23 protein-coding genes and 1 riboswitch are annotated in these 20,024 nt (G+C 69.5%); of the genes, 8 read left to right on the forward strand and 15 right to left on the reverse strand.

Features of this window, described 5'->3' with window-relative positions; translation table 11 throughout:
- Positions 1-32 precede the first annotated feature (32 nt).
- Positions 33-944 carry a hypothetical protein gene (locus EV137_RS31795; protein ID WP_134131810.1) on the forward strand — a complete coding sequence of 304 codons (912 nt, stop codon included), beginning with the start codon at positions 33-35 and terminating at the stop codon, positions 942-944.
- On the opposite strand, the gene EV137_RS31800 is transcribed toward EV137_RS31795, so the two are convergent.
- Positions 941-1,573, reverse strand: a complete 633-nt coding sequence (locus tag EV137_RS31800) for a hypothetical protein (protein WP_134131811.1) — start codon at positions 1,571-1,573, stop codon at positions 941-943. The genes EV137_RS31795 and EV137_RS31800 overlap by 4 nt on opposite strands.
- Positions 1,574-1,761: 188 nt before the next feature.
- Here EV137_RS31800 and EV137_RS31805 point away from each other — a divergent pair, with 188 nt between their 5' ends.
- The gene (locus EV137_RS31805) at positions 1,762-2,442 is read left to right on the forward strand and encodes an alpha/beta fold hydrolase (protein WP_134131812.1); all 681 of its coding nucleotides are present in this window, start codon (positions 1,762-1,764) and stop codon (positions 2,440-2,442) included.
- On the opposite strand, the gene EV137_RS31810 is transcribed toward EV137_RS31805, so the two are convergent.
- The 3 genes from EV137_RS31810 to EV137_RS31820 all read right to left on the reverse strand — a co-directional run bounded on the left by EV137_RS31810 (position 2,435) and on the right by EV137_RS31820 (position 5,211).
- Entirely contained in the window at positions 2,435-3,265 is an 831-nt protein-coding gene (locus EV137_RS31810) for a helix-turn-helix transcriptional regulator (RefSeq protein WP_134012429.1), read from the reverse strand. The two genes, EV137_RS31805 and EV137_RS31810, sit on opposite strands and share 8 nt — an antisense overlap.
- 49 nt (positions 3,266-3,314) lie before the next feature.
- Positions 3,315-4,688: an L-serine ammonia-lyase gene (locus tag EV137_RS31815; protein WP_134131813.1), complete on the reverse strand. Its 1,374-nt coding sequence runs from the start codon at positions 4,686-4,688 to the stop codon at positions 3,315-3,317.
- A gap of 79 nt (positions 4,689-4,767) precedes the next feature.
- A riboswitch (glycine riboswitch) is annotated at positions 4,768-4,860 on the reverse strand.
- Positions 4,858-5,211, reverse strand: coding sequence for a DUF3817 domain-containing protein (locus tag EV137_RS31820; RefSeq protein ID WP_134131814.1), 354 nt, complete (start codon positions 5,209-5,211; stop codon positions 4,858-4,860). It overlaps the preceding riboswitch by 3 nt.
- Positions 5,212-5,308: 97 nt before the next feature.
- Here EV137_RS31820 and EV137_RS31825 point away from each other — a divergent pair, with 97 nt between their 5' ends.
- Positions 5,309-6,724: an alpha/beta fold hydrolase gene (locus EV137_RS31825; RefSeq protein WP_134131815.1), complete on the forward strand. Its 1,416-nt coding sequence runs from the start codon at positions 5,309-5,311 to the stop codon at positions 6,722-6,724.
- Between the two features lie 4 nt (positions 6,725-6,728).
- Here EV137_RS31825 and EV137_RS31830 read toward each other — a convergent pair whose 3' ends face one another.
- From EV137_RS31830 to EV137_RS31840, 3 genes are all read right to left on the reverse strand, one after another.
- Positions 6,729-6,956, reverse strand: a complete 228-nt coding sequence (locus tag EV137_RS31830) for a hypothetical protein (RefSeq protein ID WP_134131816.1) — start codon at positions 6,954-6,956, stop codon at positions 6,729-6,731.
- Positions 6,957-7,136: 180 nt separating this feature from the next.
- Entirely contained in the window at positions 7,137-8,567 is a 1,431-nt protein-coding gene (locus tag EV137_RS31835) for an aminopeptidase P family protein (RefSeq protein ID WP_134131817.1), read from the reverse strand.
- A 43-nt stretch (positions 8,568-8,610) separates the two neighbouring features.
- Positions 8,611-9,372 (reverse strand): GntR family transcriptional regulator, encoded by a 762-nt coding sequence (locus tag EV137_RS31840; protein ID WP_134131818.1) that lies wholly within the window; start codon positions 9,370-9,372, stop codon positions 8,611-8,613.
- A 91-nt stretch (positions 9,373-9,463) separates the two neighbouring features.
- Here EV137_RS31840 and EV137_RS31845 point away from each other — a divergent pair, with 91 nt between their 5' ends.
- Genes EV137_RS31845 through EV137_RS31855 form a run of 3 tightly spaced genes read left to right on the forward strand, consistent with a single transcriptional unit; the run spans position 9,464 to position 11,657 of the window.
- Positions 9,464-10,216 (forward strand): LamB/YcsF family protein, encoded by a 753-nt coding sequence (locus tag EV137_RS31845; protein ID WP_134131819.1) that lies wholly within the window; start codon positions 9,464-9,466, stop codon positions 10,214-10,216.
- Entirely contained in the window at positions 10,216-10,821 is a 606-nt protein-coding gene (locus EV137_RS31850; protein WP_134131820.1) for a 5-oxoprolinase subunit B family protein, read from the forward strand. The genes EV137_RS31845 and EV137_RS31850 overlap by 1 nt, the downstream gene beginning before the upstream one ends.
- Positions 10,818-11,657, forward strand: coding sequence for a 5-oxoprolinase subunit C family protein (locus EV137_RS31855; protein ID WP_134012413.1), 840 nt, complete (start codon positions 10,818-10,820; stop codon positions 11,655-11,657). The genes EV137_RS31850 and EV137_RS31855 overlap by 4 nt, the downstream gene beginning before the upstream one ends.
- Here the strand turns inward: EV137_RS31855 and EV137_RS31860 are convergent.
- Both EV137_RS31860 and EV137_RS31865 read right to left on the reverse strand, forming a co-directional pair.
- Positions 11,647-12,147: a VOC family protein gene (locus EV137_RS31860; protein WP_134131821.1), complete on the reverse strand. Its 501-nt coding sequence runs from the start codon at positions 12,145-12,147 to the stop codon at positions 11,647-11,649. The two genes, EV137_RS31855 and EV137_RS31860, sit on opposite strands and share 11 nt — an antisense overlap.
- A gap of 37 nt (positions 12,148-12,184) precedes the next feature.
- The gene (locus tag EV137_RS31865; RefSeq protein ID WP_134131822.1) at positions 12,185-13,162 is read right to left on the reverse strand and encodes a GlxA family transcriptional regulator; all 978 of its coding nucleotides are present in this window, start codon (positions 13,160-13,162) and stop codon (positions 12,185-12,187) included.
- A gap of 70 nt (positions 13,163-13,232) precedes the next feature.
- On the opposite strand from EV137_RS31865, the gene EV137_RS31870 reads away from it, so the two are divergent.
- Positions 13,233-13,865 (forward strand): HD domain-containing protein, encoded by a 633-nt coding sequence (locus EV137_RS31870; RefSeq protein WP_134131823.1) that lies wholly within the window; start codon positions 13,233-13,235, stop codon positions 13,863-13,865.
- 48 nt (positions 13,866-13,913) lie between these two features.
- Entirely contained in the window at positions 13,914-14,267 is a 354-nt protein-coding gene (locus EV137_RS31875; protein WP_134012405.1) for a UBP-type zinc finger domain-containing protein, read from the forward strand.
- Positions 14,268-14,283: 16 nt separating this feature from the next.
- Here the strand turns inward: EV137_RS31875 and EV137_RS31880 are convergent, their stop codons facing one another.
- The 6 genes from EV137_RS31880 to EV137_RS31900 all read right to left on the reverse strand — a co-directional run bounded on the left by EV137_RS31880 (position 14,284) and on the right by EV137_RS31900 (position 19,984).
- Positions 14,284-15,285, reverse strand: a complete 1,002-nt coding sequence (locus EV137_RS31880; RefSeq protein ID WP_134012403.1) for a proline racemase family protein — start codon at positions 15,283-15,285, stop codon at positions 14,284-14,286.
- Positions 15,282-16,184 carry a dihydrodipicolinate synthase family protein gene (locus EV137_RS31885; protein ID WP_134131824.1) on the reverse strand — a complete coding sequence of 301 codons (903 nt, stop codon included), beginning with the start codon at positions 16,182-16,184 and terminating at the stop codon, positions 15,282-15,284. The genes EV137_RS31880 and EV137_RS31885 overlap by 4 nt, the downstream gene beginning before the upstream one ends.
- Complete coding sequence (locus tag EV137_RS40835) at positions 16,181-16,459, reverse strand: bacterioferritin-associated ferredoxin (protein ID WP_202871211.1); 279 nt, start codon at positions 16,457-16,459, stop codon at positions 16,181-16,183. Before EV137_RS40835 ends, EV137_RS31885 begins: the two co-directional genes overlap by 4 nt.
- A complete protein-coding gene (locus EV137_RS31890; protein WP_166680064.1) occupies positions 16,456-18,111 on the reverse strand; it encodes an FAD-dependent oxidoreductase in 1,656 nt (551 codons plus the stop codon). Before EV137_RS31890 ends, EV137_RS40835 begins: the two co-directional genes overlap by 4 nt.
- On the reverse strand, positions 18,108-19,268 hold the full coding sequence (locus EV137_RS31895) for an NAD(P)/FAD-dependent oxidoreductase (protein ID WP_134131825.1): 1,161 nt from the start codon (positions 19,266-19,268) through the stop codon (positions 18,108-18,110). The genes EV137_RS31890 and EV137_RS31895 overlap by 4 nt, the downstream gene beginning before the upstream one ends.
- Positions 19,269-19,378: 110 nt before the next feature.
- Positions 19,379-19,984 (reverse strand): helix-turn-helix domain-containing protein, encoded by a 606-nt coding sequence (locus EV137_RS31900; protein WP_134012395.1) that lies wholly within the window; start codon positions 19,982-19,984, stop codon positions 19,379-19,381.
- Between the last annotated feature and the right edge of the window lie 40 nt (positions 19,985-20,024).

A 20,024-nucleotide genomic window follows, 5' to 3' on the forward strand; every position in this document is an offset into this window, starting at 1 on the left:
CAGGTTGGGGAACCTGAGGCGTGGGGGTGGGGATGAGGCGCTGGGTTGCGCTCTGCGCTGCGGTCGGTCTGGTGGCGGGTTGCGGTGGGGAGGCTGCGCCGAGTCCTGTCGCGACTTCTTCGAGTACTGCGGCGCCGGCTCCCACGGCATCGGCGCCGGCTGCGGGACCGTTGAGTACGGCGAGCTATCAGTCCGAGCTGACCCGGATCGACCAGGTGCTGGCCGGGCCGGGGCGGGCGCTGACCCGGGTCCGGACGGCCGAGGGGCTGAGCGAGGCGGTGAGCACGCTCGCGGAGTCGCTCAACACGATCGCGATCCGGCTGTCCGCGCTGACGGTGACGTCCCGGCTGACCGGCGTACATGCACTGCTGCAGGAGCGCATCGGGGTGGCGGCGACGCGGCTGACGAGCTCGGCGGAGAAGACCGAGGAGGACGCGCGCTGCGGTGGTACGGCGTACACCTCGCAGAAGGTCCAGCGGCAGTTGCGTGCCGACCTCAGCACGGCGCTCGTGCAGCTGCAGCGGATCAAGCTGACGTTCGGCCGGACGCTGCCCGATCCCGGGTCTGCGCCGGAGCAGGTGCGACCCGACAACGGCGAGGTCCTGGTACGGCGTGATCTCGAGGGGATGGGACGGCTCAAGATCACCAACGGTACGACGAAGGACGTCGCGATCTCGATCGTCAGCGACGGCAAGCCACCGGGTACTCCACAGGTGATGCTGTATCTCCGGGCGACCCAGTCCGCGACCGTCAACCGGATCGGCGGCGCCTACCGCCTCTACTTCAAGAGCGGCACGGACTGGGACGCCGACCACCGCAAGTTCCGGTCGGACTGCTCGTTCAAGAAGTTCGACCAGACCTTCGGCAAGAACCAGGCCTGGCAGATCGACCTGCAACCCCGCCCAGGCGGCAACGCCGCCACCACCGAAGTCGAGGCCTACTAGAGGCCCAGCTTGTCCAGGAGGTGGCCGAGGATGCCGCCGAGTCCTCGAGGCTGGTCCGGGTCGTTGGGGGTTGTCGGCGGGGTGCTCGGGGTGGTGCTGGTGGGGGGCGCGGTTGGGGTGGTTGTGGTGGTGGGGCGGCTTGTTGGCGCGGTGGTCGGGTTTGTGGGCGGCACGGTCGGGGGTCGCTTGGTTGCGGGCGGGACCGTGGGTTCGGTGGTCTCGACGATCTGCGGCGTCGGCGTCCCGGGAACGAGCGTCGGGTACGGCGTACTGGTGCTATCAACCGGGAACTGAGGCTCATCAGGCTTGGTTGCTGTCGGCAACGGCGTTGCGAACGGGCTGGTTGTGGCGCCGGGGGTCGCCGCCGGCGGCGTCGGGGTGATGGTGCTGGGCGGGAGTACGGCGACGTTCTGTGTCGGCTCGCCGGGCTGCGGGCCGGCGACCGGGGCGGCCGGTTTCGGCCCGCCACCGGGCAGTGGCAGGAACCCGGCGCCGATCCGCGGGCCGCCGAACAGGGCGATCAAGACCAGCACGAGGTAGCCGAACAACAGGATGCCGGCGCCGGCGGCAGCCTGGCGGCGACGCCGCGGGTTCTGCCAGGGCGGGCGGCGGGAAGCCGTGGCAGACATCGGATTCACAAGTCCCGCAGAGTATCGGTTGCTGAGTCGTTTCAAACACCCCTTGGAACAAATTCCACGCCAAACAGAAATGTTCCGGGAATTCTGTACCACTTACGCGACCGTAGGAATGCAGTGCGTTAGCTGACAACGCGCCGACCTGTCCAGCAGCGTCCGCGGTCCTCTGCCAACCTGCTCTCATGGCGAATCTGGTGCTGCTGCACGGTCTCGGAGCCAACGGCCGCGTCTGGGACACCTGGCCGCACCCGAAGTACGCGCCGGACCTCCAGGGCCACGGCTCGGCCGCCCCGCTCTCGACGTACACCTTCGCTGCCATGGCCGAGGCAGTCGCGGCCGACCTTCCGGTACGTCGCGACCTCGTCGTGCTCGGTCACTCGCTGGGCGGCGTGATCGCGCTCGAACTGGCGAGCGGGCGGTACGACGTCACCGTGAGCCGGGCCGTCGCGCTCGGAGTGAAGGTGAGCTGGACCGCGGACGACCTGGGGCGAGCGAACGCGCTCGCCCAGAAACCGGTCGCCTGGTTCGGCACCCGTGACGAGGCAGCCGCGAGATTCCTCAAGGTTTCCGGCCTCCAGGGACTTGTGGATCCTGCCGCCGCCGTCGTGGACCACGGCGTGCTCGAGCAGGACGGGCGCTGGCGTCTGGCCATGGATCCCGGGACCTTCGGCGTCGGCGCACCGGACATGCCCGCGCTGATCGCGGCGAGTCAGGCCGATGTGGTGCTCGCGCGCGGCGAGCGGGATCCGATGAATGCCGACGCCGAGTTGCATGCCCTGCACCACCAAGTCGTGGCGCTGCCCGGACTCGGGCACAACGCTCAGGTCGAGGATCCTGCGGCGGTTGCCGAACTGCTCAGGTGAGTGCCTGCAGGCCGATCACCGACAGCAGGCGGAGTTTCTCGGCGGCTTCGGTGTTCGGGGCGGCGGTGTAGACGACCATGCGCAGGTCGCTGCCCGGGACCGCGAGGATGTCGCAGTCGATGTCGAAGGTGCCGACCTCCGGGTGCCGGATCGTCTTCCGCTCGGACTGGTGGAAGCCGACGACCGGCTGGTCCCACCGTTGCGCGAAGTCGTCGTACCCGGCGCGAAGCTCCTCGATCAGCGCCCTGAGGTCCGCGTCGCGCGGGTACCGGGCGAGGGACGCGCGCAGGTCGGTGACCATCGCGTTCCGGAAGTTCTGTTGCTGCTCCGGCGTCATGACGACGCGGTCGCCTGGCTCGACGAAATGCCGGTAGACGATGTTCCGCCACCGCCCCTGCAACGGCGAGGGGTCGCCGATCAGCGCGGCGAACATCGGGTTCCAGGCGATCATCGTCCAGGCGGCGTCGGTGACGCACAGCGGCGCGCCCTCCAACTGGTCGACGATCCGCTGCACGCCCGGCGGGATGTGCGCGGGCAGTCGCCCGGACGACGGCTCGACCTCGCCCGCGAGCACGAACAGATGGTTGCGCTCGGCATCGGACAACCGCAGCGCGCGGGCCAGTGCGGTCAGTACCTGGACCGACGGCGAGTCCGACCGCCCTTGCTCCAGCCGGACGATGTAGTCGACCGACAGCCCGGCGAGGTGCGCCAACTCCTCGCGCCGCAGCCCGGGCGCCCGCCGCTTCCCACCGGCGGGAAGCCCGACCTCCGAAGGCGTCACCCGATCACGCCACGCGTGCAACGTCCGCCCGAGCTCACCCATGCTCCCCAGTATTACGGGCGGCACGCATGTCAGCCTGGTACTGCTGTTACTAGCATTCGATGACGTTGACGGCGAGGCCGCCGCGGGACGTCTCCTTGTACTTGATCTTCATGTCGGCGCCGGTCTCCCGCATGGTCTTGATGACCTTGTCGAGGGTGACCACGTGGACGCCGTCGCCGTGCATCGCCATCCGGGTCGCGTTGATCGCCTTCACCGACGCCATCGCGTTCCGCTCGATGCACGGGATCTGCACCAGTCCGCCGACCGGGTCGCAGGTCAGGCCGAGGTTGTGCTCCATCGCGATCTCGGCGGCGTTCTCCACCTGTTCCGGCGTACCGCCGGACACCTCGCACAGCCCGGCGGCGGCCATCGAGCAGGCCGACCCGACCTCGCCCTGGCAGCCCACCTCGGCGCCGGAGATCGACGCGTTCTCCTTGTAGAGCACGCCGATCGCGCCGGCGGCCAGCAGGAACCGGACCACGCCGTCCTCGGTCGCCCCCGGCACGAAGCGCCGGTAGTAGTGCAGCACGGCGGGAATGATGCCGGCGGCACCGTTCGTCGGGGCGGTGACGATCCGGCCGCCGGACGCGTTCTGCTCGTTGACCGCGAGCGCGAACAGGTTCACCCAGTCCATCACCTTGAGCGGATCGACCGACCACGGGTCCTGGCTGAGCTTCTTGTGCAGGGCGTGGGCCCGCCGCGGCACCTTGAGGCCGCCGGGCAGGATGCCCTCGGTCTCGCAGCCCTCGCGGACGCAGTCCTGCATCACCTGCCAGATGTGCAGCAGGCCGTCGCGGACCTCGTCCTCGGTCCGCCAGGCGAGTTCGTTCGCGAGCATCACCTCGCTGATCGACAGCTGCGACTCGCGGCACCGGTCGAGCAGCTCCGCGCCGGTCGTGAACGGGTACTTCAGCGGGGTCGTGTCCGGCACGATCCGATCACCCGCGGCAGCTGTCTCGTCGACGACGAAGCCGCCGCCGACCGAGTAGTAGGTGCGTTCCCGCAGTACTGCGTTGTCCGCGTCGCGGGCGACGAAGATCATCCCGTTCGGGTGGTACGGGAGCGCCTTGCGGCGGTGCATGAGCAGGTCGGTGTTCTCGTCGAACGCGATCTCGCGGCTGCCGGCCAGCAGGATCCGGCCGCGTTCGCGGATCGTCTCGACGCGGGCGTCGACCGAGTGCGTGACGACGGTCTCCGGGTCGGCGCCCTCGAGGCCGAGCAGGACGGCCTTGTTGCTGCCGTGCCCGTGGCCGGTGGCGCCGAGCGAGCCGAAGAGCTGGGCCTGGACGGTCGTCGTCGCGGCCAGCAGGCCGTCGTCGGCGAGACCGCGTGCGAAGGTGCGGGCCGCGCGCATCGGTCCCACGGTGTGGGAGCTCGACGGGCCGATCCCGATACTGAACAGGTCGAAGACGCTGATCGCCATCGTGTGGAGGTTCCTTCCGGTCGTCGTTGACCGTTTGGTGTCCTCCCCGCTCTGTCAGGCGGATGCCTTCCAGAGGTGCCTCGCCCGCGCGGTGAAGGTGCCTGAGAGATTCTTGGGGAGAGTTGCTCCTACGGCGCCCGGTTCGTGGCCGGGTCTCTCCCGCACGGGTTCATGCGGCTGTTGAATTGACTTCTGTGGTGGACGGTACGGCGGTCTGCTGTACGGCGTCAATCCGGCCCGTGCGGACTGCCCAGATCTCGAAGAACCAGGTGAACAACGGAGGAATGCCGGCCGCCAGTGCGACCAACGTCACCGGCCAGGACCACCGCAACGGGCCGCGCACGGCCAGCACGGTGACCACGTAGGCGATGAAGATGCCGCCGTGGATCGGTCCGAAGATCTTGACCCCGATCTCGTTGTCGGACAGCACGTACTTGAACAGCATCCCGACCAGCAGTCCGGTCCACGAGATCGCCTCGGCGATCGCCACCGTCCGGAACCACGCCGCATGTTTGGTACTCATCAACGCCCGACCCTAACAAGTCCCCCAAGCCGCGCTCCGGGTCGCACGAGGGCGGCTCCCTGATGCCCTCAGCAAGCGATTGCCGAAGGATCGGCGCATGACGTTCACCCAGCGCGCCGTCACCGGCGCGGTACTGCTCGGCGTCGCGGTCGCCGGGCTGACAGCACTTCCCGCAGCAGCGACTACGACCGGTGTGCAGTGGGCCGACTGCAAGCCCGAAGGCAAGGACGATCCGGCCGAGGTTCGCGGTTCGCAGTGCGCGACGCTCAGGTTGCCGGTCGACTGGCGCGACCCCGCCGGCGCCACGTTCGAGCTCGCGATCGCCCGCCGTACGGCGAAGGTGCCGAGCGAACGCGTCGGCGTCCTGGTGTTCGGTCCAGGCGGGCCCGGCGACTCGGGGGTCGACCGGATCAAGACCGGCATCGACCGGTTCAGCACCGATCTCCAGGACCGCTTCGACATCGTGAGCTTCGACCCGCGCGGTGTGGCGCGCAGCAACCCGGTGCGCTGCTCGGCGGAACTCCTCAACAAGCAGCCGTCGCCGATCATCAAGAGCGCGGCCGAGTTCACCTCCACGATCAGCTACAACCGGCAGCTCGCCACGGACTGCCGCGAGCACACCGGCCCGCTGTACGACCACATCGACACCTGGCAGACGGTGCGCGACGTCGACGCCGTACGGCGAGCGCTCGGCGAGTCCACGATCTCCTTCCACGGCAGCTCGTACGGGACGCTGCTCGGAGCGCAGTACGCCGAGACGTACCCACACCGGGTCCGCGCGATGGTGCTGGAGAGTGTGAGCGACCACAGCTCGTCCACGACACGTGACTTTCTCGACGACCAGGCGGCCGCCGGCCAGGACTCGTTCGACGAGTTCGTGAAGTGGTGCGACGCCACAACGACGTGTGCGCTGCACGGTCGCGACATCCACGTTCTTTGGGCGGATCTGCTGGCGAAGTCGCCTGACCCGTTCACACTGAGCTTCTCCGTGTTCCGGGCGCTCTACGAACCGAAGTGGTCCGCACTGGCCGAGATGCTCAAGGCAGGCGGCACTCCCCCGAAGCCGGTACAGACGGGAGTCGCGCCGTACCCGCTGGCGGTCTTCTGTCAGGACTGGAACCTGCCGGTCCGCAGCTACCGCGAGTACGAGGGCCATCTCCAGCGGCTCGCACGGAACAACCAGGACCTGCGCTACCCCGGTCAGCTCATGGCTGTGTCCATCTGTCTCGGCTCACCGCTCGCGAACAACCCACAGCACCTGCTGAAGGTCCGTGGGCTCAAGACGCCCGTACTGCTCGCCAACGCGATCCACGACCCGGCCACTGGCTACGCCTGGGCGCAGAGCGTGGAGCGGCAGCTCGGACGGTACGGCGTACTGCTGACGTACGAGGGCTGGGGACACGGGAGCTACTCGAAGAGCCCGGGCATGCAGAGCACGATCGACGACTACCTGATCGCGCGGGACGTACCGGAGCGCGGCAGCAGCTGTGCCGCCGTACAGCCCGCAGGCTGACGGGTCAGACCGGTACGCCGGTCACTTCGAGAACACGGTCGAGGTGATCACCTCGAACCAGCCGGCCCGCCATCAGCCGGAGCTCGGCGCAGCCGCTCTCCAGCGCCTGCGTCTGGGTCCGGCAGTTGTCGACGAACCAGAACGGGTCGTCCGGTTGCGGATCGTCGGCGTCGTCGATGTCGGCGTACCAGTGCCGGCTGCCGTAGTTCATGACTCGCACTCGTAGGTTCATGCTGACTACCCCCCGTAGCCGGGGATGCCGGGTCCCCCCTGGACCCAGTTTCGAGGCCGACTCGGCCGGGCGCGTGATCCGCGGCCCCCCACTGCCACGCGCCGGGCCGAGTCGACCCTCCCCCGCCCTGTACATCGTGGGGCGGCGACGAACGTTACTGTTCGTGACGAGTAATTTTGATTACCGGGCGCCGAGGTGCGACCGGGTCCACTGCTCGAGGCCGTCGGTGGTGATCGGGAGGTCCTCGGTGAGGATCTCCAGCCGGTCCTGGTGGACGACGACGTTGTCCTCGATCCGGATGCCGATACCGCGCAGCTCCGGCGGGACGGTCTCGTCGTTCGGGTGGAAGTAGAGCCCCGGCTCGACCGCGAGCGCCATACCGGCCTCGATGGTGCCGGCGAAGTACGCCTCCGGCCGGGACGCGTCGCAGTCGTGCACGTCGAGGCCGATGTAGTGACCGGTCCCGCAGACGATGTACCGGCGGTGCTGCTGCCCGTCCGGGCCGAGCAGCTCGTCGAGCGAGACGTCGAGCACGCCCCAGTCCCGCAGCCCTTCGGCCAGCACCCGCAGCGCTTCGTACTGGAAGGCGCGGTACGGCGCTCCCACCTTGACCGCGTCCAGTGAGGCGAGCTGTGCCTTGTGCACCAGGTCGTGCACCTGCCGCTGCGCCGCGGTGTACTCGCCGCTGGCCGGGAAGGTCCGGGTCACGTCGGCGGTGTAGAGCGTCCGGGTCTCGACGCCGGCGTCCAGCAGGATCACGTCGCCTTCGTTCACGGCGCCGTCGTTGCGGACCCAGTGCAGGACCGGCGCATGGTTGCCGGCTGCAACGATCGACGCATACCCGACGCCGTTGCCCGCGGTCCGCGCGCGCCGGTCGAAGGTGCCCTGCAGCCAGCGCTCACCGCCGCCGCGGATCGCCTCCGGCAGCTCCCGCGCCACGTCGCCGAACGCGAGCACACTCGCCGCGACCGCCTCACGCAGCTGGTCGAGCTCCCAGTCGTCCTTGATCCGGCGCAGCTCGGCCAGCGTCTGGCGCAGCGCGTTGCCGTCCGTGGGCGACGTCCGTACCAAGGCGTCCAGCATCGGCTCGACACCGGGCACCGACAGCATGAACGGGACCGCGCCACGGACCGCGGCCGGCAGCTCCTCGATCGGGCGGCAGGCGATCTGCAGCGCGTCCGACCAGTCCTTCAGCCCGGGCACCGGACCGATCCACAGCTCGCCGTCGCGCGCGTTCGAGAAGAAGTCCGCCTCGTCCGGACCGGCCGTCTCGCGAAGGTAGAGCGTCGCGTCGCCGTCCGCCGAGATCACCAGTACGGAGCCCTCGGCCTGGCAACCGGTGAGCCAGACGAAATCGCTGTCGGCGCGGAACTGGTAGTCGGTGTCGTTCGACCGGACCGGCGCACGACCGGCGGCGAGCGCGATCCGGCGCCCCGGCAGCGCGGCGGCGAGCTTGCGCCGATGCTCCGCGGCCGCCTCCGCGAGCCCTTCCGGAACCGACACCGAACGGTCGACCGGCCCCCAGCCACGCGAGATGAAGTCCCGGAATCCCTTGGCGTCGATCGGGCGGTAGGACTTCGGCGTCTCGTCGGTCCGGTCGTCATCGGTCATGAGCTGAGCTCCCCTTTGCAGCTGTCGTTGTCAGTTCATCAACTCAGGTCCCGACGGGGCCGCGCAAGCCCTTATCGCGGAACGCGGCGAGGATGCCCTGTTCGGAGTCGAGCAGGTACTGGTGCAGGTCGGCCGCGGCCTGCTCGTACTTGCGGGCCTCGAGCAGTTCGAACAGTCCGCGGTTGCGCGCGATGTACGGCTCGTGCAACTCGCGCGGGGTCGCGATCACGTGGAAAAGGAGCCGCAGCTCCGCGAGCAGGCGGCCGGTCATCGCGTCCATCCGCGCGCTGTCGGCGAGCCCGATGAGGTGCTCGTGGAAGCGCATGTTCGCCGTACCGACAGCCGGCCAGCGGTCCGCGCTCGCGGCCGCCTCGGCAGCTTCGACATCGTCGTGCAACGGCTCGAGCCGGCCGGCGGGGAGCTCCGGATCACGGTCAGCCAGACCGCGTACGACGTCCACTTCGAGGACCCGCCGGAGCCGGTACAGGTCGATCACGTCGTGCTCGTCCAGCTCCGGCACGAAGACACCACGGTGCAGTTTGTAGACGAGCAGGCCCTCGTGGGTCAGCAGCCGGAACGCCTCGCGCAGCGTGTTCCGGCTGACCTCCAGGACCTCGGTCAGCTCGACCTCGGAGAGCTGGGCGCCGGGCGGCAGCGCACCTTCGGTAATACTGCGGCGCAGGATGTCCGCGGCGCGCTCGGCCGAACTGCTCCGGTCCAGCCGCGCGACGTCGGCGGCGACGGTCCGCAACCACGCCTGCCGACCAGTGTCCGATGCCGTCCCCTCGGCCCCACCCGTACTCATGCCCGCATCATCCCAGGTGGCACGGAAAAGTGGAACAAGCCTCTTGCAGGATTGTTCAACAATCCCTACGCTCGGGGCCAGGAGGTGGCAGATGGACCTCAACGCGGACATGGGTGAAGGATTCGGCTCCTGGTCGATGGGTGACGACTCGGCGCTGCTCGACGTCGTGACGAGTGCGAACGTGGCCTGCGGCTTCCACGCCGGCGACCCGTCGATCATGCGCCGGGTGACGGCCGAGGCGGTCGAGCGCGGCGTCGCGATCGGCGCGCATGTCGGGTACGCCGACAAGGCCGGCTTCGGGCGCCGGTTCGTGGACATCGAGCCGGCCGCGCTGCGCGACGAGGTGGTGTACCAGATCGGTGCGCTGGACGCGTTCGCCAGGATCGCGGGCGATCGGGTCAGATACGTGAAGCCGCATGGGGCGCTGTACAACACGATCGGCCACCACACGGAGCAGGCCGCCGCAGTCGTCGCGGCTGTTGCGGAGTACGACAAGACCCTTCCGGTGCTGGGACTTCCTGGCTCAGAGTGGCTCCGGCTCGCTGCGGAGGCCGGTCTGACCCCAGTACATGAGGCCTTTGCTGATCGCGCATATACGCCGGCCGGCACCTTGGTGTCGCGACGCTCGTCCGGTGCGGTTCTGCACGACGCGGACGAGATCGCCTTGCGGTGTACGGCGATGGCGACCGGGGAGCCGATCCGTGACATCGAGGGTGGCTCGCTGGTGGTCGACGCGGCGTCGATCTGTGTACACGGCGACACTCCGGGAGCTGTGGAGATCGCCCGCCGGGTGCGTGCCGCGGTGGAGGGAGCGGGCGTGACGCTGCGCCCGTTCACCGGCTGATGCGTCTACTCCCGTCGGGTGATCGGGCGTTGCTGGTCGAACTCGACGATCTCGACGAGGTGCTCGGGTACTACACCGCACTGACCGCGGATCCGCCGGCGGATGTCGTCGACGTCGTACCGGCCGCGCGCACCGTGCTGGTCACGACGTCGGGCAGTCTCGACGTACTGTCACGAACTCTGCGCGCGGTCACCCCGATCGCCGGGGCGCGGACGGCGGGGGACCTGATCGAGATCCCGGTCGTCTACGACGGCGAGGACCTGCCGGACGTGGCGGAGTTGCTCGGGTGCTCGACGGCCGAGGTTGTCGAGCGTCATACCGGGGACGAGTGGACGGTGGCGTTCTGCGGGTTCGCGCCGGGGTTCGGTTACCTGACGTCTGCCGGCTCGTGGGACATCCCGCGGCGGGAGTCGCCGCGGACGAAGGTGCCGACGGGCGCCGTCGCGCTTGCGGGAGAATTCAGCGGTGTGTATCCCCGTGAGTCGCCGGGCGGGTGGCAGTTGATCGGCCGGACGCCGGTGCGGATCTTCGACTCCTCGCGCGAACCCGCCGCGCTGTTCCACCCCGGGCGCCGGGTCCGGTTCGTCGACGCGGGTCGTGGATGAGCAGCCTGACCGTTCTCGAACCGGGGCCCTTGGCAACGATCCAGGACCGCGGACGATCCGGCCAGGCGGCGCTCGGCGTACCGGCGTCGGGAGCCTGCGACCGGGCCTCTTACTCGCTGGCCAACCGGCTCGTCGGCAACCCGGTCGGTGCAGCCGCTGTCGAGGTGACGTACGGCGGTCTGGTGCTGCATGCGGATGGGGATCTTGTTGTCGCGATCACCGGCGCGCCATGCACCGGCGTACCGCTCAACGCTCCGACGATGCTGCGCGCGGGTCAGGTACTGCGTCTTGGAGCACCGGCGAGCGGACTACGGACGTACGTCGCCGTCCGCGGCGGGATCGACGTACCCGCGGTGCTCGGCTCGCGCTCCACCGACTTGTTGTCCGGTCTCGGGCCGGCGCCGCTCGTCGCGAATCAGACGCTGCCGGTCGGGTCATCGGTCGAACCGATGCCCGGTGTGGACCTCGCTCCCGTCGCGCATCCGGCCGACGGGACCGTCGTACTGCGGGTTACGCCGGGACCGCGCCGCGATTGGTTCACCGACGCCGGGTGGGCGTCGCTCGTGTCGCAGGTTTATGAGGTGAGCAGCAACAGCAACCGCGTCGGCGTTCGGCTCGACGGGGAACCACTCGAACGCGCCCGCACCGGCGAACTCGCCAGCGAAGGCATGGCCCGCGGCGCCATCCAGATCCCACCGTCCGGCACGCCGGTCGTCTTCCTCGCGGACCATCCCGTGACCGGCGGGTACCCGGTCATCGCGTACGTCGCCTCGGCGGACCTCGACGCGTGCGCCCAGGTCCGCCCCGGCCAGCCGGTGCGACTGCTCAGTTCTTGATGCGCCTGCGCATCTCGTCGGCGAAAGTGTCCTGGGCGTGGCGCATCTTGGCGGCCTCTTCGGGGTCCGCGAACAGGGCCGGGATCGTGCTCGGGTCGACGTCTTCGACGTGGGTCTGCAGCCACCAGACGTTGCCCAGCGGATCCCTCACCCGGCAACCGCGGTCGCCGGTGATCCCGGAGTACATCAGCTCGGTCACGACGGTCGCGCCGGCGTCGATTGCCCGCTGGTAGGTCCTCTCCACGTCGTTGACGTACACGCTCAGGAAGCTCGGGGTGTCCGGCCAGTCCGGTGCCGCGTCGAACGTCATCAGGACCGATTCGCCGACGGTGATCTCGGCGTGGCCGATCGTGCCGTCCTGGTTCGGGAACCGTCCACTCGTCCGGACCTCGAACGTCTGCTCCACGAAGTCGAGGAACTTGTCGGCGCCCTTCACCGCGACGTACGGCGTGATGGTCGACTTACCGCCGGGGATCTGCTGTGTTGTCATGCCTTCAGTCTGGACGAGGTAGCGGACAGATTCTGTCCTATACGGTTTTGAACCGGCGAAGGTACTCCGTTGGCGTCGCGCCGAGGTGGCGGGCGAACGCGCGGCGCAGGGTCTCGTCGCTTCCGAGGCCGCTGAGACGGGCGGCCGTGGTGATGCTGTGCCCGTCGAGCAGGAGCTGCTGCGCACGGTCCAGCCGTACGCGTTCGACCCAGCGGCCCGGCGTGGTGCGGAACTCGTTCTGGAACAGGCGGGTCAGGTGACGCGAGCTGACGGCGGCCGTGGCAGCGAGCCTTGGCAGAGTGTGATCGCCGGCTGGGTCTGCAACGACTGTGTCGGTGATCGTGCGCATCAACTCGGTCCGCGCCGGCGGGGTCGCCATCGCAGTCGAGAACTGTGACTGGCCGCCCGGTCGTTGCATGAACACCACGAGCTCGCGCGCGACAGCCCTGGCGGTGTCGGCGCCGTGGTCCGCTTCGACGAGGGCGAGTGTGAGGTCGATGCCGGCGCTGATGCCGGCCGAGGTCACGTACCGCCCGTCGGTGATGTGCAGCGCGTCCGGCACGACCTCTACCTTCGGGTACTGCCGAGCCATCGCCGCCGCGTGCCGCCAGTGCGTCGTCGCTCGCCGCCCGTCCAGCAAACCGAGCGCCGCCAGGACGAACGCGCCACTACAGACCGACGCCACCCGCGGGGCGTTCGCCGCCAACGCCGCCGTCACGTTCAGCACCTCGCTCGGCACCCCATCGACCAAGTGATCGGCCCCAGCCACGACCACCGTGTCAACCGTCCCTGCTTCGTTGGGAGTGATCGTGCCCGCCAGCACCAGCCCCGACGCAGCAGTCACCTGCCCACCCGCCGCAGATACAAGCACCGTCTCGTACTGCCCGCTCCCGACCTGGTTTGCCTGGTGGAGCACCTCCACGGGCCCGGTGACGTCGAGCAGCGTCACGCCGTCGTACACGACGAACGCGACCCGGCGTGTCCGAATCTGTGGTTCATGTGGCGATAAGGACATGGCGTCAGCATAGCGATCCCGGCGAACCTGAGACCACTGATCCCACCGTTGCCGATGTGAAAGGACCACCATGACCGAGGAGATCGCCGGCATCCGGATCCCCGACAGCACACTCGCCCGCGAGGCGACCGAGCTCGTCCGCGAGGCCGCGTCACCGCTCCTCTTCGACCACTCCCGCCGCGTCTTCTTGTTCGGATCCCTCCGCGGCCAAGGACTCGCGTACGACGCTGAGTTGCTGTACGTCGGCGCGATGTTCCACGACCTCGGTCTGACCGAGCGCTACCGCCGTACCGACCAGCGCTTCGAGATCGACGGCGCCGACGAGGCCCGCCGGTTCCTGCAGCGGCACGGCATCACCGGCGACGCCGCCGACCGCGTGTGGACGGCCATCGCGCTGCACACCACCCCGGAGATCCCGCTGCACCTGCCCGCCGAGATCGCCCTCGTCACCCGCGGCGTCGAACTCGACGTACTCGGCATCGGGTACGACGCCGTCACCGAAGCGCAACGCACCGCCGTAACCGCCGCCCACCCACGGCCCGACTTCAAGAACCGCATCCTCGCGGCGTTCACCGAGGGTATCCAGGACCGCCCGGCGACGACCTTCGGCAACGTCAAGGCGGACGTGCTGGAGCACTTCGTCCCCGGCTTCCACCGCACCGATTTCGTGGAAGTCATCAAGAACTCGTCCTGGCCCGAGTAGCCGGGGGTTCCTTGTCCAAGGGCCGCGGGACGGGACAGGATGGGCGGTATGACGGAGAGTTCTGGAACGCCAGGCATCGACAGCACAGTTCCCCCGAGCGGCACCGGATGCGTTGAGTGTCTGCAGGCCGACGGCTGGTGGTTCCACCTCCGCCGGTGCGCGCAGTGCGGTCACATCGGCTGCTGCGACTCGTCACCCGCCCAGCACGCCTCCGCCCACGCGAGCGAGACGGGCCACCAGATCGTTCGCAGCTTCGAGCCCGGCGAGGACTGGTTCTGGCACTACGGCGAGTCCCAGTACTACGACGGCCCCACCCTCGCCCCACCACTCTCCCGCCCCGAATCCCAGCCCGTGCCCGGCGGCAACGTTCCCACCAACTGGCAATCCCAACTCCACCGCTGACCCGCGCGAGCTGGGCCTAGAGGACGAAGCCGGTGGGGAAGGGGTCGTCGGGGTCGAGGAGGTAGTTGGCGGTGCCGGTGATCCAGGCTCGGCCGGTGACTGTGGGGACCACGGCCGCGTGGGGGCCGACTGTGGTTTCTTCGATCAGGCGACCGGTGAAGCGGGTGCCGATGAAGGACTCGTTGACGAAGTCGGTGTCGAGGGCGAGCTCGCCGCGGGCGTGGAGCTGCGCCATCCGTGCCGACGTACCGGTGCCGCACGGCGAACGGTCGAACCAGCCGGGGTGGATCGCCATCGCGTTCCGGGAGTCGGCACCGTCGAGACCGGGTGCGGTGAACTGCACGTGCTTGCAGCCGTTGATGCCGGGATCGAGTGGATGCACCGGACGGTCGGTGGCGTTGATCGCGTCCATGATGTCCAGCCCGGCCTTCAGGATGCGATCCTTCTCGGCCCGATCGAACGGAATCCCGAGCTGCTCCAGCGGCAGGATCGCGTAGAAGTTCCCGCCGTACGCCATGTCATAGGTGACGCGGCCCAGCCCGGGCACCTCGACCGACGCGTCCAGAGCATGCGAGTACGCCGGAACATTGCGCAACGTCACGTGCTCGGCGCGACCGTTGCTCACGGCAACGTCCACGACGACGAGGCCGGCCGGCGTGTCCAGCCGGACCTCGGTCACCGGCTCGGTCACCTCGACCATGCCGGACTCGACCAGCACGGTCGCGACCCCGATCGTGCCGTGCCCGCACATCGGCAGCAGGCCGGAGACCTCGATGTACAGCACGCCCCAGTCCGCGTCGGCCCGCGTCGGCGGCTGCAGGATCGCGCCGCTCATCGCCGCATGACCGCGCGGCTCGTTCATCAGGAACAACCGCAGGTCGTCCAGGTGCTTGATGAAGTACTCGCGCCGCTCAGCCATCGTCGCACCGGGGACCACGCCGACCCCGCCGGTGACGACGCGGGTCGGCATACCCTCGGTGTGCGAATCGATGGCACTGATCGTCCGGACGGACCTCATACCAGTGACTCCACTGCTTTCTTCATGTCCTGCTCCAGCTGCGCGACGTGCTCGGGAACCAGCGGTCCGCGCGGCGGCCGGCACGGTCCACCGAACCGCCCGACGTAGTCCATGCCGTACTTGATCGCCTGGACGAACTCGGTCCGCGAGTCCCACCGGAACGCGGCGACCAACGGCTCGTACAACGCGCGGGCCTCCTCCAGCTTGCCCTGCGTGGCGAGCTCGAACAACCGAACGGATTCCTTCGGGAACACGTTCGGGAAGCCGGCGAACCAGCCGGTCGCACCCATCAGCAGCGCTTCGAGGGTCAGGTCGTCGGCGCCGGCGATCACGGCCAGATCCGGCGCCAGTTCGCGGATCTCCAGGATCCGCCGTACGTCGCCGGAGAACTCCTTCACCGCGACGATGCTCTCGATCTGCGCGATCTCCGCGAGCAGGTCCGGGGTCAGGTCGACCTTCGTGTCGAGCGGGTTGTTGTAGACCATCACGGGCAGGCCGGCCTTCGCGACCTCGGTGAAGTGCGCGATCACCTCGCCGCGGTTCGCGCGGTACATGGTCGGCGGCAGGCATAGGACACCGTCCGCGCCGTCCTCGGCCGCCTTCTCCGCCCAGGCGCGGGCCTGGTGGGAGCCGACCCCGTGAACACCGACGACCACGACACCGTCGTCACCGACAGCCTCGATCGCGGTCTTCGCGACGGCGCGGCGCTCGTCGTCGGAGAGCGACGAGTACTCACCGAGCGACCCGTTCGGCCCGACGCCACGGCAGCCGTTGTCGACCAGCCAGCGGCAGTGCTCGGCGTACTTGTCCAGGTCGGGGCGCAATCCCGCCGGCGCCGACGCGTCCTCGGCGTACGGCAGCGCGGTCGCGACGATCACGCCGTCCAGCTTCTCGCTCATTGTTCCTCCATGGTGTCCGGCATGGTGTCCGGCACGGTTTCTGGTGATTCCGCGACCTCGGCGTCCGCCAGATCCCGCAGCCTCACTGGTACGGCGATCGGTCGTTTCATGCTTGGTTCCGGTACGTCGCCCGGCGCGGCCAGCAAGGCTGCGACGGTGCGCGAACACACCCGCCCCTGGCACATCCCGAGCCCTGCGCGGCTGCTCAGCTTCATCGCCCGCCCGTCGTCGAGCCCACGCTGCTGCGCGGCGGCTTCGATCTGTCCGCGGGTCACTTCCTCACAGCGGCAGACGAGCGTGTCCGCAGTGCTCCAACTCTTCCACCCGTCCCGCACGGGATAAGCCCGCCCCAACGCCACCGCAAACCGCCGCCCCCCTCAACCGCCCTCCGAACACCCGCAACCCCATCCACTCCAGATCCGGGAAAGGTGTGGTGGGCCGCCGTCGTGAGGGTCTGGTCGCCTGCAGCGGTCCGGGCGTGGTCGGCTGCCGTGGTGAGGGCGTGGTGGGCTGCGGTGGTGCCGGCGAGGGTGCCTTCGGCGGTGGAGAGGGCGGCGCCGCCGATGCCGGTGAGTTCCCCGGCTGCGAAGACACCGGGGGTGCTGGTCTGCTGGTTGGCGTCGACGGCGACAGCTGGGCCGCCGTCGGGGCCGGTGGCGATCGTGCAGCCGGCGGAGACTGCGAGCTCGAGGTTCGCGGTGAAACCGAAGCCAACGCAGATGGCGTCGACGTCCACCCGGCGTTCGCTGCCACGGATCGGACGCCAATCACTGTCCAGGCGCGCGATCGTGGCTGCCTCGACGTGGTCGGAGCCGTGCGCGGCGATCACGGTCCACCCGTGGCGGAGCGGGATGCGATGACGGGCGAGCAACGCGCCGTACCCGACGGCCTCCCGAAGCTTGCTCGGGGCAACCAATGGATCGCTGGACCAGCCCTTCCGGACGGTCGTCAGCGAGTTGGCTTCGAGGAGCGCGACGACGTGTGCACCGACGCCGACCAACGATTCGGCGACCGGCAGCAGGAACGGGCCGGTGCCGGCGACCAGGACGCGACGGCCGACCGCGATCCGCTGCCCCTTGGCGAGCGCCTGTGCGGCACCGGCGGTGTAGACGCCCGGGAGATCCCAACCAGGAAAGGGAAGCACGCGATCGTAGGCACCGGCGGCCAGCACGACAGACCGTGCGTCGATGGCGAACGGTTGCCGCCCGCTGGCGTCGGCCGGACCGGTCTGAGCCCAGACCCGGAGGCCTTCGATTGCCCACACCGAGGTGTCCGGCAGATACGTGATCCGCGGATGGCTTGAGAGCCGGTCCCGCTGTTCGGCGAACGCCTTCCACTCATGCTGCAGCCGATCCGGCCGCCGAGCAGCAAACTCCTCCGGCAACTGCCGGTTGTACTGCCCCCCAACCGCCCGCCCGCTATCCACGACCAGCACCTGCGCCCCCGCATCCCCCGCCGCTAGCGCAGCCGCAACCCCGGCCGGCCCACCCCCAACCACAACAACCTCCGCGACCCGGCGCCCCCGCCCCGCCACGGGTCCAGCGTCCCTCGCAGCCCCCGCATCCTGCACAACGTCCGCTCCTGCATCCTCCGAGCCTGCGGTGGAGGAGGTAGTGGGGAGGACTGCGCCCGGTTGGGTTGTGATCGTGTCGTTGGGGGTGATGGTGCGTTGGCAGGCGCGGACGTCGGGGAGGCCGTTGACTGTGACGAGGCAGTCCTGGCAGGCGCCGATTCCGCAAAAGATGCCTCGGGGGCGGTCGTGCACGCGGGTGGTCCGCCAGGTGTCACGACCGTTGGCCAGCAGTACGGCGGCCACCGTCTGACCCGCCTGAGCCACGACCGGCTGCCCGTCGACCGTCACGTCCACTGCCGTCGGCGTACCGACCTCCGCCGGATCACCCGCCCGCGGGCGAAGGTATGCGCTCATGCGGCGATCACCGCCCGCCGGTCGACGCGGAACGGGGATGGGTCAACGTGCGGCGTGAGGCCCAGGAACTGTTCCGTGATGAGACGGCCGGTCGAAGGAGCCAGACCGATCCCCGCACCCTCATGTCCCGTCGCGTGCCACAGCCCCAGCACACGCGGATCCGCGCCGATCACCGGCAAGTGATCCGGTGCGTACGGGCGAAACCCGCCATACGTCCGCATCACTGGCACGTCGCCGAGGAACGGAAACAATCCGACCGCCTTCCGCGCCAACTCCCGCAGCACCCGGACGCGGACCGCCTCGTCGAACCCGATCCGCTCCCGGCTCGATCCGATCAACACCGTCCCGGCCCGCGTCGACTCGACCACGGTGGATGTCTGCAGGTCGGCGTCCCCGCTACCGACCGCGCCGACGTAGTCCGCGTCGTACACCTTGTGACGCACACACTCCGGCAGCGGCGCCGTCACGAGGATCATGCCGCGCCGCGGCAGCACCTCGATCGGCGCACCGGCCGCCGCACTGAACGCGCCGGCCCACGGCCCGCACGCGTTGAGCACCGCACCGCAGGCGATGTCGCCGTCCGAGGTGTCCACACCGACAACGCGACCACGCGACTGCCGGATCCCGAGCGCGGTGACCCCCGATCTCACCTCGCCGCCGCGCTCGCGAACTGCTGCCAGCAACGCCGTTGCCGCCAGCACCGGCTGCACCTGCGCGTCATCCGGGTAGTGCACCCCGACCGTGACCCGTGGCGTCACCAACGGCTCGAGGTCGAAGACCTCCGCGGGCGTGATCACCCGCGCACTGACCCCGGCCGCGCGCTGCTTTGCAGCGAACGCGGTCAACGGCTCCGGGTCACCGGTCGCGACCACGACGCCGCCCTTCGCCTCCCACTCCACGTCGGCGACCCACTCGGGCAGCCGGCCGCGGACCGTCTCCCACTCCGCCCGGGACGCGACGGCGAGCTCCAGCTCCGGCCCCGGCTCCTTGTCCGACACCAGCACGTTGCCCTCGCCGGACGCCGTCGTACCCGCGGCCGGGCCGTCGCGGTCGATCACCAGCACCCGCACGCCGGCCGCCGACAGCGCCTCCGCGCACGCGGCCCCGACCATGCCCGCGCCGACCACCACCACGTCGGGTGTCGCGGACCGGTGCATGGCGAGCCTCCTCGGCAGGCGTTCGCTAAAATGAACGATACCGAGCGTACGCGTGCTCCCGGCGGCCGGTCAATGCACGCAACCGGACCTCGTCCGGACCTTTCCCGGAACTATCCCGGCAGGTGCGGCCCGCCCGCCGCCGTCGGGTACACGTCCGGCGGGTACTCGAGCAGCAGCACCGACCGCACCGGCCCCTCCACGGCCTCGTACGAGTGCGGTCCGGCCGCCCGGAACGCCAGGTAGTCACCCGGACCGAGTTCCTCGATCTGCCCGTGGGCGTTGATCCGCAGGCATCCGGACAGGACGATGTGGTGCTCGGTCCCCGGATGACCGTCGGACTGCTGGACCGCGTCCGGCCGGATCTCCTGGTTGTAGATCTCGAACAGCCCGCCCGGGTGCTCCAGCCGCCGCAGCATCCGCAGGTCGATCGCGTCGCCGGACAGTACGTCGACGTCCGCGGACCGCACCAGCACCACGTCGGAGGCCGGCGTATCGGCCAGCAGCGCCGACACCGGCACGCCGAGAGCGTTCGACAAACTGAACACTGTCTCGATCGTCGGGTTGCCCGCGCCGGACTCGAGCTGCGACAGCGTGCCCTTCGCGATCCCGGACCGCCGGGCGAGCTCGGACAGCGAGATGCCCTGTTCGTCCCGCCGCGCCCGCAGGTTCGTCCCGAGAAGTTTTCCCGCACCCATCGCCGTCACAGCCCGGAGCATGCCACATCAGGCCGGTAACTTCGGATCCGTTGCGGGCATC

The sequence above is a fragment of the Kribbella pratensis genome (genome assembly GCF_004366075.1).
Taxonomy (GTDB): domain Bacteria; phylum Actinomycetota; class Actinomycetes; order Propionibacteriales; family Kribbellaceae; genus Kribbella; species Kribbella pratensis.